We start from the raw sequence: 16495 nt of genomic DNA on the forward strand, positions 1-16495 counted from the left end.
TTTCAATAAGGGGGATTTTTGCATTTTTACTAAAAAATATATCTCATTTGTCAACTCACAAGTGACCTGCTAAACTATAGAGAAGTACATAAGGATAGGACGGCCATAACATGAGACGAAATGATAACTCGCGACGAAGGAGACAAGATAATCTATTCTTTTTCCCGCAATTAGATGAAAGGCTTGTGGAAAAGGGTGTTCAGGCGTTAAAAAACAAGCAATATGTGCAGGCGCGGGACTTGTTTGAACAGCTGCATGAATTGGATGCTGACCATCCGCAAGCGGCTTATGGGCTTTCAATCTGTTATGTTGAGCTTGGTGAATATGAGCGTGCGGAAGCTCTTACGGAAGATATGTTAAAGAGGGATGTTGGCGACTACTTCGATGTCCTTAGGCTCCACATCACTGTCCTCATTCAGAAGCGCCGTTATAAGAAGGTTATCGAAATGATCGAGGCGGTTTTGGAAGAGGGTGATGTCCCACCGGATTTGGAAGTCACATTTCAGCAGCTTGCCGAATTTTCCAAGGTTAGGATGGAAGAGAAGACAACTAGCGAGGTGATTCAGGATGAAGGTCATGCTCCGCATATTGGAAGGGAGCCGCGTGACAACATCGATCTGTCAGGTTTAAGCAGTATTGACCCTGAGCAGCAATGGCTGACCATTCAAAAGCTCCAGCACTCTCTTTCACCTGAGGATTATCCTCAATTGGAAGATTTCTTAACATCGGATGAAGGCGATCCCTTTATTAAAAGTATTGTTCTTAAAACAATAAAGGACAGTGGATTTAATGGCATTATAAGGGTAAAAAAGTTTGGCGATACATATGAGTTAACACCAGAAATTGATATCCTTTTTTATGAAGGGTTCTCGGATGAAGTCAAGGTGAAGATAAAAGAAGTGCTCGCCTCCGATAATCCGACCCTTTGTGATCTGGCTGAACAAATCTGGCAGCATTTTATCGTGGCCGTCTACCCAAAACCGCTCGAGCCCGACAATACCGACGTTTGGGCTGCGGCATGTTCTTTGTATACATACCAAATTAACGGGATCGAGACGAATCAGGACGCTTTGATCCAATTGCTAAATGTCTTCGAGAGAGACGTTCAAAATGCGGTCGGATTGATTAAACGGGTTGAGGAAAGTGCCTCAGGGAAAAAACTGTAGAAGCCGTTTGATTTGATTTTTGAAATAGGAATCTATTATGTTATAATGAAGTGGTTGCAAGTGGGCTGTAAAAAACTTGACCGGCTAATATCCGCCGTATATCAGGGGAAAAGGCAGTTTGCCGTTCAAGAAAAATATAGTATGAAGATACATGTTGGAGGTAAGAATAAATGGATGTAAACGCAAAGTGGGAGAAACAAGAAGGAAACCAAGGCACATTGACGATTGAAGTTGATGCGGCGACTTTTAAAGGAGCGCTTGATCAGGCCTTCCAAAAAGTTGTAAAGAAGGTCAATGTCCCAGGCTTTCGTAAAGGGAAAGTTCCACGCATGATTTTTGAACAGCGCTTTGGTGTTGAATCACTTTATCAGGATGCTCTGGATATTGTCCTTCCTGAAGCCTATTCCAAAGCGATTGAGGAAACGAACATCGAACCTGTTGACCGTCCAGATGTGGATGTTGAACAAGTTGAAAAAGGCAAGGAGCTTATTTTTAAAGCGGAAGTCACTGTAAAACCTGAAGTGAAATTAGGGGATTACAAAGGTCTTGAGGTTGAAGAGCAAGATGTTGAAGTCACAAAGGAAGATGTGGACAACGAGATCAAACAACTTCAAGAACGCTTTGCAGAGCTTGCAGTTAAAGAAGACGGAGAAGTTGCAGAAGGCGATACCGTTGTCATGGACTTCGAAGGATTCGTAGATGATGAGCCGTTTGAGGGCGGAAAAGCTGAGAATTACTCCCTTGAAATAGGTTCAAATACTTTTATCCCGGGCTTTGAAGAGCAGGTCATCGGGCTTTCAACTGATGTGGAAAAAGATGTTGTCGTAACCTTCCCTGAAGATTATCATGCTGAAGAACTTCAAGGTAAAGAGGCAACGTTTAAAGTGAAGATTCACGAAATCAAAGAAAAGCAGCTTCCGGAACTTGATGATGAGTTTGCGAAAGATGTTGATGAAGAAGTCGAAACACTGGACGAATTAAATGAAAAGCTTGAAAAGCGATTAAAGGAACAAAAAGAAACGAATGCGGATAACAGCAAGCGCGATGCTCTCGTAGAACAGGCAACTGAAAACGCTGAGATCGACCTTCCTGAAGTTATGGTTGAAAATGAACTTGAGAACATGCTTCGTGAATTTGAACAGCGCATACAATCACAAGGTTTAACAATGGATATGTACTATCAGTTCTCAGGCACAGATCAAGATGGTCTTAAAGACCAAATGAAGGATGATGCCGAGAAACGCGTCCGTGCCAACTTAACTTTGGAAGCTATAGCCAAAGCGGAAAACATTGAAGTAAGTGAAGAAGAAGTTGAAAAAGAACTAGAGAAAATGGCAGAAAGCTATAAAATAGAACTTGATCAAGTGAAGCAAATGATAGCAATGCAAGGCGGAAGCGATGTTATTAAATCTGACCTTAAGCTTCGCAAAGCTTTAGACTTTCTTGTTGACAACAGCAAAGTAAAAGCAGCATAATGACTAAAACAAGGCGCGAGGATTCGTGCCTTGTTTCATACAATACATATTTTTTATGCTGTCACTTCAAAAAAGCGTTTATTTTGTGTAGATCATACATAACCTTGTAATAGTAAATATTTTATTTCATCGAACCATTTGTGATACAATGCGTACATATACCAGTTAAAGTGGAAGGTCAAAGATTTGAAGTGGTTGATGACAATTCGTTATGCTATAGATAATAATGCTTCGCTCTTGTCTGCTTTAAAAGTCAAAGACAGAATTGTTTAGGGGTGAAAACATGTTTAAATTTAATGAAGAAAAAGGACAACTAAAATGTTCTTTTTGTGGAAAAACACAAGATCAGGTCCGTAAACTTGTTGCTGGACCAGGTGTCTATATTTGTGATGAGTGCATTGAATTATGCACAGAAATCGTTGAGGAAGAATTGGGTGCTGAAGAGGAAGTTGAATTTAAGGATATCCCAAAACCGCAGGAAATCCGTTCGATCTTAGAGGATTACGTCATTGGACAGGAAGAGGCAAAGAAAAACCTGTCTGTGGCAGTTTATAACCATTACAAACGGATCAATGCAAAGCAAAAGAACGATGATGTTGAGCTCGCCAAAAGTAACATTGTTATGATCGGTCCGACAGGTAGCGGTAAAACCTTGCTCGCGCAAACAATGGCAAGAATATTGAATGTGCCTTTTGCTATCGCTGATGCGACCTCCCTGACAGAAGCTGGTTATGTTGGTGAAGATGTTGAGAACATTTTGCTTAAGCTGATCCAATCCGCGGATTATGATGTTGAAAAAGCGGAAAAGGGCATTATTTATATTGATGAAATTGATAAGATTGCCAGAAAATCCGAAAACCCTTCGATTACAAGAGATGTGTCGGGTGAAGGCGTACAGCAGGCGCTGTTGAAAATTCTTGAAGGAACGGTTGCAAGTGTTCCGCCGCAAGGGGGCAGAAAGCATCCTCATCAGGAATTTATCCAAATCGATACAACAAATATACTCTTTATCTGCGGCGGTGCCTTTGACGGGATTGAGCAGATTATTAAGCGCCGTCTTGGAAAGAAAGTCATCGGTTTTGGATCTGATGCTAAGAAGAAAGAGCTCCATAAAGATGAATATCTCAAGCAGGTATTGCCTGAAGACTTGCTTAAATTCGGTTTAATCCCTGAATTTATCGGCCGCCTTCCAGTTGTCACAAGCCTTGAGCAATTAGATGAGCAAGCTCTTGTTGAAATATTAACTAAGCCAAAGAATGCTCTTGTCAAGCAATATACAAAACTCTTGGAACTTGATGATGTAGAGCTGGAATTTAAAGAAAAGGCGCTTCGGGAAATCGCCAAACTTGCCATCGAACGAAAGACGGGAGCCCGCGGTTTGCGTTCAATCATCGAAGGCATGATGCTGGATGTTATGTATGAACTGCCATCCCGCGATGACATTGAAAAATGCATTATTACCGGAGAAACAGTGACAGACAAGGAAGCACCAACTTTAATTATGAATGATGGCACTGTAGTAAAGAATCTGGAAACACCAAAAGAAAGTGCATAATCAAGATTATAATTTAATTTGAATAAAAAAATATAAGGGACGGCTGCTTTGAAAGCAGCCGTTCTTTTAGGTTAATCAGAAAGTATAACTTTCTGACGCACGTAAGTGCAACTACGCCTCTGTCTTCACCAAAGGATCGCCAATCGACGAGTTTTCTTTATTGCATTTATGCAAAAAAGAAAATGATAATTTCCCCATGAATTCCTTTAATTTTTGTTTAGTCCAATCCATGGTCGGAGATACTAACCGAAAGAAGCAATTAGGGAGGTTAGGACATGAATTGGACGACTTTGTTAATTTTTATACAAATTTTCTTTGGCATTATTATCGGACTTTATTTTTGGAATTTGCTACGGAATCAGCATACACAGAAAGTCTCGATAGATCGTGAATCCAAAAAGGAGATGGAACAGCTTAGAAAACTAAGAAGTATATCACTGACAGAACCGCTGGCCGAAAAGGTTCGCCCTAAATCAATGAAGGATATCGTTGGTCAAGAGGATGGTATTCAAACATTAAGAGCAGCTTTATGCGGGCCAAACCCTCAACATGTGCTGATTTATGGCCCTCCGGGAGTAGGTAAGACTGCAGCTGCCAGACTTGTTCTCGAAGAAGCGAAGAAGAATTTCCAATCCCCGTTTAAGCCTTCTTCTGTTTTTGTGGAACTTGACGCAACAACTGCTCGTTTCGATGAAAGAGGGATTGCTGATCCCCTTATCGGTTCGGTTCATGATCCGATTTATCAGGGGGCTGGTGCTATGGGGCAGGCTGGAATTCCCCAGCCAAAACAAGGAGCCGTCACCCATGCTCACGGCGGTATCCTATTTATTGATGAAATAGGGGAATTGCACCCTATTCAAATGAATAAGCTGCTAAAAGTTTTGGAGGACCGTAAAGTCTACTTGGAAAGCGCTTATTACAGCGAAGAAAACAATCAGATTCCATCGCACATTCACGATATATTTCAAAATGGCTTGCCTGCTGATTTCAGGTTAATTGGTGCTACAACAAGGTCCCCGGAGGAGATCCCTCCAGCCATTCGTTCGAGATGTCTGGAAGTATTCTTTAACGAGTTAAAAAATAATGATATTGAGATTATTGCTAAGCGTGCTGCGGAAAAATTGAAACTAAATGTTGCCCCCAATTGTATTGAAAAAATAGCTGAATATGCAAGAAATGGCCGTGAAGCGGTGAATATTATGCAGATTTCGGCAGGGATGGCTTTGTCGAAAAAATCTACAAAGATCCGGCTCGCAGATATCGAATGGGTCATTCACTCAAGCCAGTTGACGCCTAAGCCAAACAAAAAAATCGAAAATGAAGCCAGGGTTGGGCTCGTTAACGGATTGGCAGTTTATGGCCCAAACCGTGGCGCCCTTTTAGAAATCGAAGTCACAGCGGTTAAAAGCAGAAAAGGCAGCCTAACAATTACCGGGATTGTAGAAGAAGAAACAATGGGTTCTTCAAGTAAGTCGATTCGGCGCAAAAGCCTTGTCAAAAGTTCGGTTGAAAATGTTTTAACGGTATTAAATAAAATGGGTGTCAGAGCCTATCAATACCATATTCATATCAATTTTCCGGGAGGCGCACCAGTGGATGGGCCCTCCGCTGGCATCGCTATTGCATCAGCAGTATATTCCGCTATAAAAGATGTCCCTACGGATCCAGAGCTTGCTATGACTGGAGAGTTAAGCATTCATGGAGCGGTTAAACCAATCGGCGGAGTCATTGCAAAAATTATCGCCGCGAAGGAAGCAGGGGCAAAGCGGGTGATTATTCCTAAAGAAAATGATCAGGAAATTCTTCGTGAAATAACGGATATTGATATTATTTCGGTGACCCACTTGAAGGAAGTTCTTGATAAAACACTGTTGCAGGAAGTGATCGAAAAACCATCCATACCTGCTGCCGGCCTAAGGTCTTATATACCTCCGGAATCGGTATAATTTGTGGAAAAATGTCGTTTAAAATTAGACAATCCACAGCCTTATAGGATAGAATTGTACAGAGGTTATGTCCTGGAGGTGAATTTTTCCAATGAATAATGAAAAAAATCTTACAATCCCCCTCCTTCCTCTGCGTGGGCTGCTGATTTATCCATCGGTGGTGCTTCACCTTGATGTTGGTCGTGATAAATCAGTTGAAGCGCTAGAAAAAGTCATGGTTAATGATCACCGCATTTTTCTTGCTGCTCAGAAGGAAATTTCTTTGGAAGACCCAGAGTCTTCGGATATTTATGAGGTTGGGACAATATCAATGGTGAAACAGATGTTAAAACTGCCGAATGGAACCATTCGCATTCTTGTTGAAGGTGAACAGAGAGCGCAGATAACATCTTTTGATAAAACGGATGATTATTTTGAAGTGAATGTTGATCTTATTGAAGATGAAGAAGAATTAGATATTGAAACACAGGCTTTAATGAGGAATGCTTTAGACCAATTTAATGGCTATATCAAGCTTTCCTCAAAGATGACGCCGGAAACGCTTGCAACTGTGTCTGATATAGAGGAGCCAGGCAGGTTGGCCGATGTCATTGCCTCACACTTGTCTTTAAAGATAAAAGAAAAACAAGAGATTCTCGAAGTCATTAATGTTAAAGACCGGTTACAGAAACTCATAGAAATATTAACGAACGAACAAGAAGTTTTGGGCATTGAAAAAAAGATCGGCCAGCGGGTTAAGAAGTCCATGGAACGCACCCAAAAAGAGTATTATTTAAGGGAACAAATGAAGGCGATCCAAAAGGAACTAGGGGAAAAAGAAGGCAAGGATAGCGAAGTGACATCGCTAAGGGAAGAGATTGTGGCGGCGGAAATGCCCCAAAATGTGAAGGATACCGCACTTAAAGAATTGAATAGGTATGAAAAGATTCCGTCAAGCTCCGCTGAAAGCGGCGTTATTCGCAATTATATAGATTGGCTTCTCCGTTTGCCATGGACAAATCAGACTGAGGATGATCTCGATATCAATCATGCTGAAGAGATTCTCAATCAGGATCATTACGGTTTGGAAAAAGTAAAAGAAAGAGTTTTAGAATACCTGGCTGTCCAGAAGCTGACACGTTCCATGAAAGGGCCGATTCTCTGTTTGGCAGGGCCGCCAGGGGTAGGTAAAACATCGCTGGCACGATCTGTAGCCAAATCCTTGCAGCGCCATTTCGTCCGTGTCTCGCTTGGCGGGGTTCGGGATGAGGCGGAAATCCGCGGTCATAGGCGGACATATGTTGGTGCAATGCCAGGGCGTATCATTCAGGGCATGAAAAAAGCGGAAACGATAAACCCAGTCTTCCTCCTTGATGAAATTGATAAAATGTCGAATGACTTTAGGGGCGATCCAGCATCCGCCATGCTGGAAGTATTGGATCCTGAACAAAATAATACATTTAGTGACCATTATATCGAAGAACCTTATGATTTAAGTAAAGTGATGTTTATCACAACAGCAAATAATATCGCAACAATTCCTAGGCCGCTTCTTGACAGAATGGAAATATTGCAAATTGCCGGTTATACAGAAGTGGAAAAACAGCATATTGCCCTAGGGCATTTAATTCCTAGGCAATTGGAAGAACACGGCTTGAAAAAGAGTCAGTTGAAATTTCGCGATGATGCCGTCTTGTTTTTGATTCGTCATTATACAAGAGAAGCAGGTGTCAGAAATCTGGAACGGCGTATTGCTTCCCTTTGCCGCAAGGTGACTAAGATCATCGTTTCAGGCAAAAAGAAGAGCATGACGATCACGGACAAGCAAGTCGAAAATCTTTTGGGTAAACCATTATTCAGGTATGGACTTGCAGAAACGGAAGATCAAATTGGCGTCGCAACAGGCCTTGCCTATACGGCATTTGGCGGTGATACATTATCGATCGAAGTATCCCTCTCACCTGGCAAAGGGAAATTAACCTTAACGGGAAAACTCGGGGATGTTATGAAGGAATCTGCCCAGGCGGCATTCAGCTATATTCGGTCAAAGGCGGAAGAGCTAACAATTGATCCGAAGTTCCATGAGAAATACGATATTCATATCCATGTCCCTGAGGGGGCAACACCTAAGGATGGTCCCTCCGCAGGGATAACGATCGCCACCGCGGTTGTTTCTGCATTAACGAATAAGCCGGTCAAAAAAGAGGTGGGGATGACTGGTGAAATTACGCTAAGAGGAAGGGTATTGCCGATTGGCGGTTTAAAGGAAAAAACATTAAGCGCTCATAGAGCGGGACTTTCGACAATCATAATACCAAAAGAAAATGAACGGGATTTGGATGATATTCCTGAAAGTGTGAAAGATGATTTGACATTTATCCCTGCCGCTCATTTGGATGAAGTTTTAAAAGTAGCACTTAAGGATGTGGCGCGGAAATGAAGGTCAATCAGGCAGAATTTATTATCAGCGCCGTAGCGCCCTCACAATACCCTGATGATGGATTGTCGGAAATTGCGCTTGCCGGCAGATCCAACGTCGGGAAATCATCATTAATTAATCGACTGCTTAACCGCAAAAGTCTGGCCAGAACCTCGCAGCGGCCTGGTAAGACCCAAACTTTAAATTATTATAAAATCAATGACGCTTTTTACTTTGTCGATGTCCCAGGCTACGGCTATGCCAAAGTGTCTAAATCAGAAAAGCAGGCTTGGGCGAAAATGCTTGAAACTTTTTTTACGACGAGCAAGCAATTGAAAGCAGTTGTTCAAATTGTTGATCTTCGCCATCCTCCGTCAAAAGAAGATATTCAAATGTACCATTACCTTAAGTATTTTGATCGGCCAACCATCGTTGTGGCAACGAAAGCTGATAAAATATCAAAAGGGAAATATGAAAAACATAAAAAAGTGATCAAAACAGATTTACAGATGGATAAGGAAGACGCGATCATCCTTTTTTCATCACAATCTGGCTACGGAAAAGATCAATTATGGCGAGCCATCAATTCTTATATTTAAATCTTAACCTCATTGGACAAAATCCTTTGGGGTTTTTCTCTTTTTTTTAGTCTAGACACATGGGGTTTGTATATATTCACGCGTAAATGGGTGAATATCCTTGATAAATGGCAATGAGCAGTCCTAGAGCCAATATTTGCTTTAATAACCAACTATAATGAGTTTGTCTTGAATTTTTCGACTTGTTAAAATTATATATGTATATGCCGCTCAAAACGGCATTTTTTTAACACTTAAAGAAAACTTGCCGATTGGCAAGCCTTGAATAGGCGCAGCCAGAGGCTAGTTGCACTTATGTGCGTAAGAAAGTTTAAACTTTCTTATTAACAAAAAAAGGGGAGGATTTCTAAAACATGAAGAAAAAGATGACAATTTTATTAGCGCTTGTATTGAGTATGGTTTTTGCTTTGGCTGCCTGTGGGAACAGTGACAATAAAGCTGACAAATCGAGCAAAGCAGACAAAAAATATGACTTAGTGAACCCCGGGGAGTTTACTTTTGCGGCTTCCGGTGAGTTCAAACCATTTAGTTATCCAGATCCGGATGACCCGACTAAAATGACTGGTTTTGATATCGCTGTTGGTAAGGCAATTGCTAAGGAGCTCGGTTTGAAGCCCCATCCTGTTAAATACAAGTTTGGCAGTATAATTGCCGGTATCGAAAGCGGTCGTTTTGATGCAGCTGTAGCTAGTCACACTGTGACCGACGACAGAAAGAAACATGCCAATTTTAGTACCCCATATTATTATTCTGGCCCACAAATTTACACACGCCCTGATAGCGGCATTAAAAGTGCTGAAGATTTAAAAGGCAAGGAAGTCGCTGTCTCCAAAGGTTCCACTTATGCAAGTATGGTGAAAAAATATACGAATAATATTAAAACATATGATAGCGATGTTACTGCATTAGAGGCTTTGTCCAAAGGCAAACATGATGCGGTTGTCACCGATTTTGTCACAGGGCAATTAGCGATCAAAGAGGGTTTTAAAATTAAAGCGCAAGATCGCCTCGGTTCAAGCAAACAAGCTGTTGCTGTTTCCAAAAAGAAAGAAAAGCTGTTAAAAGACATTAATAAAGCACTTAAGAGTCTAAGAGAATCCGGTAAATTGTCTGAGCTTAGTAAGAAATTCATTGGCTCCGATATTACGAAGGAACAAAAAGTAGACAAATAATAACACACAACTTTTAGCTTGTGCGCCGGCTCATGTCGGCGCACATCTTGCAAGAGAGAAGGGATTGAATTTACTTGGAATCACTCACCCACTTTTTTAATGCCTTTATTGATTCGTACCCAATTTTTCTTAAAGGAATGTGGTTGACTTTAGAACTAACAGTCGTATCAATTTTATTTGCGATTGTCATCGGGCTTGTCTTTGCCCTCCTTAAGTTGTCTAATATAAAAATATTGGAATGGATTTCTAATATCTATGTTTATTTGGTCCGGGGCACGCCATTAATCGTGCAAATCTTTGTCCTCTTTTTTGGTATAACAAAGCTGATCCAAATGGACGCCTTTTGGGCAGCAAGTATAGCGCTTGCCTTCCACAATGGCGCGTATATTGCTGAAATATTCAGAGGTTCAATTCAATCGATTGACCGCGGCCAAATGGAAGCAGGTCGTTCGCTAGGTATGAGCACATCGCTTACTATGAGAAGAATCGTTCTTCCGCAAGCATTCCGCAGAGCCCTGCCGCCGCTTGGAAACCAATTTATCATAGGTTTGAAGGACTCCTCACTTGCCGCATTTATAAGTATGAGCGAACTGTTTAACATTGCAACAACCCTTGGATCTGCTAAGTTCGATACCTTAACATATCTTCTTATTGTTGCCGTTTATTATCTGGTGCTTGTTCTTTTATTAACGCTTTTCGTTAATCTGATTGAACGGAAATTAGCTGCCAGTGAAAAATAGGAGGTTGACACTTTGACTACAATAGATAATCTCATGATTAAAGTTGATAAATTAAATAAATCCTTCGGGGATCTGCACGTATTAAAGGATGTGGATCTGACGGTAAAGGAAAGCGATGTTGTTGTGTTGATCGGGGCAAGCGGCTCCGGCAAAAGCACCCTGCTTCGTTGCCTGAATTTCCTGGAAATGAAAAATAGCGGTGACATTATCATCGAGGGTGAAAAGGTAGAAAAATCAACGCACAATTTAAATAAGGTGCGCGAGCGGGTAGGGATGGTGTTCCAGCATTTCAATCTGTTCCCCCATAAAACGGTGCTGGAAAATATCATTGAAGCACCCGTTAAGGTAAAAGGCGTCAAAAAAGGAGATGCAATAAAAGAAGGAAAAGAGCTCCTTAATAAAGTCGGTCTTGGCGATAAGCTTGATGTCTATCCGTCAAAATTGTCGGGAGGGCAAAAACAGCGTGTTGCGATAGCGAGGGCATTAGCAATGAAACCAGATGTGATGTTATTCGATGAACCGACATCAGCCCTTGACCCCGAGCTCGTCGGCGAAGTGCTGGCTACCATGAAGGAGCTTGCCAAGGAGGGGATGACGATGGTTGTCGTGACCCACGAAATGGGATTTGCACGTGAGGTCGCCGATTGGGTCGTGTATATGAATGATGGCAGGATTGTGGAGCGCGGCCATCCTAATGATGTGTTCGACAATCCCAAAGAACAGCGGACCAAAGACTTTTTGAATTCTATATTATAAAGAAAACACTAAACTGTAAGGAAGGGAACCTTGCAGTTTAGTGTTTTTTCTTCCCGAACAGAAAATACAGTCCGACAAGGATGAGGGCGACCGGCCAAAGCTGGGTGATGGATGGCAAATAACGATGGAAAACCATAGAGCTCATTTCTGCGAGGAGAACGAGTAAGGAAAGTAAACATAAGACGGTCCCTGTAAACAGCCCTTTCTTTTTTGCTCCAAAGTGGAGCGCCAAGAAGGCAACGCCAATGATCAGCGTATAGACGGCCCAGCTGTCAGGCCAAATAGGAATGAACGCTCTGAAGTAAAAGTGAATACCAAGGCCAAGCAAAATGACTCCGGGAAAAATGTTGTTTTTATCCTTGCTGAATAGTGACTGGATGAGAAAGGCGAGTCCCACGATCACGAGAAACATGGGCCAGTAATTAAGTTCTTGAAGAAAAGGGATCTGCCATTGGTCAAACAAAAATAACAGCCCAATGCCTATAATAATAACCCCAATAAAGAGATTTTGTTTTTTCATCTTTTCCCTCTTTTCTTTAAACCAACATTTTGATTTTGACCATTTTTTTTGCTATACTTTTGCTATACTTTTAGAGAGTTTGATGTCTATTTTTATCATATCATAATACTTTCATATACTGTTCACATCATTTATTATTTGTTTTTTTTGGGACATGTTATAATGAAGAGGGTTATTTGGATTATTATGGGGGGACCATAAATGCATATCCTTTCAATCGGAATCAATCATAGGACAGCCCCTGTCAATATAAGGGAAAAGTTCACTTTTGATGCATCGACACTTCATGAAGCGCTGATCAGGCTTCGCCATACCAAAAGCATTTTTGAAGATGTCATTGTTTCAACATGCAATCGGACGGAAATTTTCGTCGTTGCTGATCAGCTCCACACCGGCCGCCATTATACCAAAACATTTTTGGCCGAATGGTTTGGCATCGAGAAAGAGCAACTGACACCTTTCCTATTTATTAAAGAGGATGAGGGAGCGATTGAACATCTATTCAGGGTCACCTGTGGCCTAGACTCCATGATTCTCGGCGAGACACAGATTCTTGGGCAAATTAGGGACGGCTTCTTAACCGCCCAAGGTCATCAGACAACAGGGACAATATTCAATGAGTTGTTTAAGGAAGCCATTACACTTGCCAAACGGGCTCATTCCGAGACAGCTATTAACGATAATGCCGTATCGGTTAGCTATGCCGCTGTAGAGTTGGCAAAGCAGATTTTTGGCCGGCTGGATGACAAGCATATTCTAATTGTTGGCGCGGGCAAGATGAGTGAGTTAACAGCAAAACATCTTGACAGCCAAGGTGTGTCAAAAATTACGGTAATGAATAGGACTGTCGAAAAAGCGCTTGAATTGGCAAAAAGGTTTTCGGGACAAGCCGCTAAGATGTCGGAGATGGCTGAGACACTCGCTGATGCTGATATTTTAATTAGTTCGACCGGTTCGCGGGACACCATTTTGCATAGTGACTTTGTCAAAAAAGCGGTGAAACAGCGTAAGGGCAGACCGTTATTTATGGTTGATATCGCCGTGCCAAGGGATATTGAACCGGCTATAAATGATATTGACGGTGTCTTTTTATATGACATTGATGATCTGGAAGGGATCGTCCAGGCTAATCTGGCGGATCGAAAAGAAGCCGCCCTCCAAATCGAATTATTTATAGAAGAACAGCTCATGACTTTCAAGCAATGGCTGCAAACTTTGGGTGTTGTTCCAGTAATTTCAGCATTAAGAAAAAAGGCCTTGAATGTACAGGCGGAAACGATGAAAAGCATAGAGCGGAAAATTCCTGATCTGAGCGATAGAGAACGGAAAGTTATTAATAAGCATACCAAGAGCATTGTCAATCAATTACTTAGAGATCCGATACAAAAAGCAAAAGAGTTGGCAGCCGGACCTGATGCTAATGCTTCCCTGCAAATGTTAATTGACATATTCGCGATCGAGGATGATGTTCAGGAAGAAAAGGATTTGCAGGATCGGAAAGAGCGGGCCAAGCAAGTGACGTTGGACACCTCAAAGCCCAAGACTGCAGAATCAGATGCAGCTAAGGTATACTGATCATGCAAAAAAGCTCCTAGAGAGGAGTTCACATCTTTATGACAATCAACTGGCTGTATGATGTGACAATCGTCCTATACGCTTTAAGCGTTTGCGGATATTTTATAGATTTCCTGGAGAACAACCGGAGGGTCAATCGCATTGCCTTCTGGTTGCTTTCTATTGTATGGCTTTTACAAACGGTTATTTTCTTTGCAAAAGCTTACCATGTCGGGGAATTCCCAATCTTGACCACAAAAGACGGTTTGTTTTTTCTGTCATGGCTAATTGTTACTTTGTCTCTATTAATCAATAGGTTGCTGCGTGTCGATTTCTTTGTTTTCTTTGCCAATTTAATTGGATTTACTATCATGGCAATCAATTTATTTAAATCGAAGGACCGGATATCCGGTGTTTTGGCCCAGCACTTAATGTCCGATCTGTTAGTTATACATATTACAATCGCTTTTATTTCTTATGCCGCTTTTACAATTTCATTTATTTTATCACTCATGTATCTCGTCGAGTACAACATGCTGAAGAAAAAGAAATGGGGCAAGCGGCTTGTCAGATTCGGAAGCTTATCTAAAATCGACCAGCTTTCATTTTTTTGTAACCTTGTGGGTGTTCCTCTTTTACTAACAAGTCTTGTTTTAGGCATTATGCGAGCCTATTCTATTTATCCGGATTTTAATTGGTTTGACCCTAAAGTCATTGTTTCTTTTATCGTATTCGGAATCTATTGCTTGTATCTCTACCTCCGTCTAGGTAAGAATGTCTATGGGAAGCCATTAACTTTTTGGAACACTCTTGGTTTTTTATTAGTTCTAATTAACGTGTTTTTATCAGAGGCGCTAACAAACTTTCATTTATGGTAAATGTGTTCAAGTTAACCGGAGGTGCATGATGCAAAGGATAAAGGTTGGATCAAGAAAAAGCAAGCTTGCTTTGACGCAAACGAATTGGGTCATTAATCAATTAAAAGAGCAAAATGATGATTTAATGTTTGATTTGAAGCATATCGTCACGAAAGGGGACAGGATATTAGATGTCACCCTTTCAAAAGTCGGAGGCAAGGGACTGTTTGTTAAGGAAATTGAACAAGCCCTGTTTGATAAAGAGATTGATTTCGCCGTTCATAGTATGAAGGATATGCCGTCAATTCTCCCGGACGGGCTTACGATTGCCTGCGTGCCTGTAAGAGAAGACTTTAGGGACGCTTTTATTTCCAAAGGACATGTTGCCTTTAAAGATCTTCCGGAAGGGGCTGTCGTCGGAACGAGCAGCCTTAGAAGGTCGGCACAGCTTCTATCTGATCGACCAGATTTAACAATCCGTTCAATAAGGGGAAATATCGACACAAGGTTAAGAAAACTTCAAGAAGAAGATTTTGATGCGATCATTCTGGCGGCGGCCGGTTTAAAGCGAATGGGCTGGTCCGACGACATTGTGACAGAATATCTTTCTGTGGAAACTTCGTTGCCCGCAGTTGGACAGGGTGCCTTAGCGATCGAATGCAGGGCGGATGATGGCGTGATCCATCGGCTGTTAAGCGCACTTCACGATGAGGAGACATATGTGACAGTGCAGGCAGAACGTGCCTTTTTGAAAACACTTGAAGGCGGGTGTCAGGTGCCGATTGCTGCATTCTGCCGCAAAATAGATGGCGACTTGCTTGAATTAACAGGCCTTGTTGGCACTCCCGATGGGAAGACGATTTTAAAAGAGACTTTATCCGGCAGGGAGCCGGTTGAACTGGGTACCGAATTGGCGAGCCGTCTAATGTCGCGCGGAGCAAAGGACATTCTTGATCTAATTAAAGAGGACCTTGATCAATCGTGACGCAGGTACTAAAAGGGAAGAGAATCATGATTACTCGGAACGCCAGGCAGTCCCGTGATATGGAGCAGATGATTCTTGATTATGGAGGCGAGCCTGTCCAAGTCCCTTTGATGACTTATGAGCCGGTGTTATTCGATAAAAATGATAAATGCCAGCTTTTGAATGATATTAAGTCCAGCGACTGGCTAGTCTTTACAAGCGGCAATACTGTCAAGTTCTTTTTTGACCTAGTAGATCCACAAAAGGATTTGCACCAGGTGAAAATAGCGGCTGTTGGCGTAAAGACAAAAGCCGTACTTGAGACATATGACCTGAAGGTCGACTTCGTGCCAAATACCTTCACGGCAGATGCCCTAGCTGACATCTTTTGCAAGGACGGATCCAAAAGGGGATCGGTCTTTATTCCAATGGGTCAGCTGGCTAAGGCAAAGCTAAAAAGCCAATTAACTGAAGCTGGCTTTAAGGTTAAAACAAAAGTTGTCTACAATACGATGATTAACAAAGCATCACAACAATTATTAACCGACCTGGTTTTCGGGGATAAAATTGATGTCATTACATTTGCCAGTCCCTCTGCTGTTACCTTTTTTACTGAACTCTTAAAGGGATATGATTATCACAACTTGCTTAGAAATAAAGTGATTGCCTGTATTGGGGCGGTTACAGCCGAACAGGCGGCAAGTTATGGTTTCAGACCAAGTGTTGTGCCGGAACATTATACAGGAAAAGAACTCATTCAAGCTGTTGCAAAATTTTACATGGAGGAATGAAA

Annotated in this window: 14 protein-coding genes; 13 read left to right on the plus strand and 1 reads right to left on the minus strand. The window is 41.7% G+C overall.

Features of this window, described 5'->3' with window-relative positions:
• The first annotated feature begins 110 nt into the window (after nucleotides 1-110).
• The 9 genes from EV207_RS00870 to EV207_RS00910 all read left to right on the plus strand — a co-directional run bounded on the left by EV207_RS00870 (nucleotide 111) and on the right by EV207_RS00910 (nucleotide 11807).
• On the plus strand, nucleotides 111-1166 hold the full coding sequence (locus EV207_RS00870; RefSeq protein ID WP_132742709.1) for a tetratricopeptide repeat protein: 1056 nt from the start codon (nucleotides 111-113) through the stop codon (nucleotides 1164-1166).
• Between the two features lie 170 nt (nucleotides 1167-1336).
• Nucleotides 1337-2641, plus strand: coding sequence for a trigger factor (gene tig, locus EV207_RS00875; RefSeq protein ID WP_132742710.1), 1305 nt, complete (start codon nucleotides 1337-1339; stop codon nucleotides 2639-2641).
• A gap of 283 nt (nucleotides 2642-2924) precedes the next feature.
• Complete coding sequence (gene clpX / locus EV207_RS00880) at nucleotides 2925-4196, plus strand: ATP-dependent protease ATP-binding subunit ClpX (RefSeq protein WP_132742711.1); 1272 nt, start codon at nucleotides 2925-2927, stop codon at nucleotides 4194-4196.
• 275 nt (nucleotides 4197-4471) lie between these two features.
• Nucleotides 4472-6142: an ATP-dependent protease LonB gene (gene lonB, locus EV207_RS00885; RefSeq protein WP_132742712.1), complete on the plus strand. Its 1671-nt coding sequence runs from the start codon at nucleotides 4472-4474 to the stop codon at nucleotides 6140-6142.
• A gap of 91 nt (nucleotides 6143-6233) precedes the next feature.
• Nucleotides 6234-8561 (plus strand): endopeptidase La, encoded by a 2328-nt coding sequence (gene lon / locus EV207_RS00890; protein WP_132742713.1) that lies wholly within the window; start codon nucleotides 6234-6236, stop codon nucleotides 8559-8561.
• Complete coding sequence (gene yihA, locus EV207_RS00895; RefSeq protein ID WP_132742714.1) at nucleotides 8558-9139, plus strand: ribosome biogenesis GTP-binding protein YihA/YsxC; 582 nt, start codon at nucleotides 8558-8560, stop codon at nucleotides 9137-9139. Before lon ends, yihA begins: the two co-directional genes overlap by 4 nt.
• A 353-nt stretch (nucleotides 9140-9492) precedes the next feature.
• The gene (locus tag EV207_RS00900; RefSeq protein WP_132742715.1) at nucleotides 9493-10311 is read left to right on the plus strand and encodes a transporter substrate-binding domain-containing protein; all 819 of its coding nucleotides are present in this window, start codon (nucleotides 9493-9495) and stop codon (nucleotides 10309-10311) included.
• Between the two features lie 74 nt (nucleotides 10312-10385).
• Nucleotides 10386-11051, plus strand: a complete 666-nt coding sequence (locus EV207_RS00905) for an amino acid ABC transporter permease (protein ID WP_132742716.1) — start codon at nucleotides 10386-10388, stop codon at nucleotides 11049-11051.
• Between the two features lie 33 nt (nucleotides 11052-11084).
• A complete protein-coding gene (locus tag EV207_RS00910) occupies nucleotides 11085-11807 on the plus strand; it encodes an amino acid ABC transporter ATP-binding protein (protein ID WP_132742986.1) in 723 nt (240 codons plus the stop codon).
• A gap of 37 nt (nucleotides 11808-11844) precedes the next feature.
• Here the strand turns inward: EV207_RS00910 and EV207_RS00915 are convergent, their stop codons facing one another.
• The gene (locus EV207_RS00915; RefSeq protein ID WP_132742717.1) at nucleotides 11845-12327 is read right to left on the minus strand and encodes a LiaI-LiaF-like domain-containing protein; all 483 of its coding nucleotides are present in this window, start codon (nucleotides 12325-12327) and stop codon (nucleotides 11845-11847) included.
• Between the two features lie 201 nt (nucleotides 12328-12528).
• On the opposite strand from EV207_RS00915, the gene hemA reads away from it, so the two are divergent.
• The 4 genes from hemA to EV207_RS00935 are packed head-to-tail and all read left to right on the plus strand — an operon-like array spanning nucleotide 12529 to nucleotide 16493.
• Nucleotides 12529-13902 (plus strand): glutamyl-tRNA reductase, encoded by a 1374-nt coding sequence (gene hemA / locus EV207_RS00920; RefSeq protein ID WP_132742718.1) that lies wholly within the window; start codon nucleotides 12529-12531, stop codon nucleotides 13900-13902.
• A 38-nt stretch (nucleotides 13903-13940) separates the two neighbouring features.
• Nucleotides 13941-14759 carry a cytochrome C assembly family protein gene (locus tag EV207_RS00925; RefSeq protein ID WP_132742719.1) on the plus strand — a complete coding sequence of 273 codons (819 nt, stop codon included), beginning with the start codon at nucleotides 13941-13943 and terminating at the stop codon, nucleotides 14757-14759.
• 28 nt (nucleotides 14760-14787) lie between these two features.
• Entirely contained in the window at nucleotides 14788-15723 is a 936-nt protein-coding gene (gene hemC, locus EV207_RS00930) for a hydroxymethylbilane synthase (protein ID WP_132742988.1), read from the plus strand.
• Between the two features lie 26 nt (nucleotides 15724-15749).
• Nucleotides 15750-16493 carry a uroporphyrinogen-III synthase gene (locus tag EV207_RS00935; RefSeq protein ID WP_132742720.1) on the plus strand — a complete coding sequence of 248 codons (744 nt, stop codon included), beginning with the start codon at nucleotides 15750-15752 and terminating at the stop codon, nucleotides 16491-16493.
• Nucleotides 16494-16495: the final 2 nt, after the last annotated feature.

The organism is Scopulibacillus darangshiensis (genome assembly GCF_004341035.1).
GTDB classification, from domain to species: domain Bacteria; phylum Bacillota; class Bacilli; order Bacillales; family Sporolactobacillaceae; genus Scopulibacillus; species Scopulibacillus darangshiensis.

What these genes read in the sequence shown, in the direction of transcription:
- EV207_RS00870 (WP_132742709.1), top strand. Translation starts at nt 111, where the DNA reads ATGAGACGAAATGATAACTCGCGACGAAGGAGACAAGATAATCTATTC.
- tig (WP_132742710.1), top strand. Translation starts at nt 1,337, where the DNA reads ATGGATGTAAACGCAAAGTGGGAGAAACAAGAAGGAAACCAAGGCACA.
- clpX (WP_132742711.1), top strand. Translation starts at nt 2,925, where the DNA reads ATGTTTAAATTTAATGAAGAAAAAGGACAACTAAAATGTTCTTTTTGT.
- lonB (WP_132742712.1), top strand. Translation starts at nt 4,472, where the DNA reads ATGAATTGGACGACTTTGTTAATTTTTATACAAATTTTCTTTGGCATT.
- lon (WP_132742713.1), top strand. Translation starts at nt 6,234, where the DNA reads ATGAATAATGAAAAAAATCTTACAATCCCCCTCCTTCCTCTGCGTGGG.
- yihA (WP_132742714.1), top strand. Translation starts at nt 8,558, where the DNA reads ATGAAGGTCAATCAGGCAGAATTTATTATCAGCGCCGTAGCGCCCTCA.
- EV207_RS00900 (WP_132742715.1), top strand. Translation starts at nt 9,493, where the DNA reads ATGAAGAAAAAGATGACAATTTTATTAGCGCTTGTATTGAGTATGGTT.
- EV207_RS00910 (WP_132742986.1), top strand. Translation starts at nt 11,085, where the DNA reads ATGATTAAAGTTGATAAATTAAATAAATCCTTCGGGGATCTGCACGTA.
- EV207_RS00915 (WP_132742717.1), bottom strand. Translation starts at nt 12,327, where the DNA reads ATGAAAAAACAAAATCTCTTTATTGGGGTTATTATTATAGGCATTGGG.
- hemA (WP_132742718.1), top strand. Translation starts at nt 12,529, where the DNA reads ATGCATATCCTTTCAATCGGAATCAATCATAGGACAGCCCCTGTCAAT.
- EV207_RS00925 (WP_132742719.1), top strand. Translation starts at nt 13,941, where the DNA reads ATGACAATCAACTGGCTGTATGATGTGACAATCGTCCTATACGCTTTA.
- hemC (WP_132742988.1), top strand. Translation starts at nt 14,788, where the DNA reads ATGCAAAGGATAAAGGTTGGATCAAGAAAAAGCAAGCTTGCTTTGACG.
- EV207_RS00935 (WP_132742720.1), top strand. Translation starts at nt 15,750, where the DNA reads ATGATTACTCGGAACGCCAGGCAGTCCCGTGATATGGAGCAGATGATT.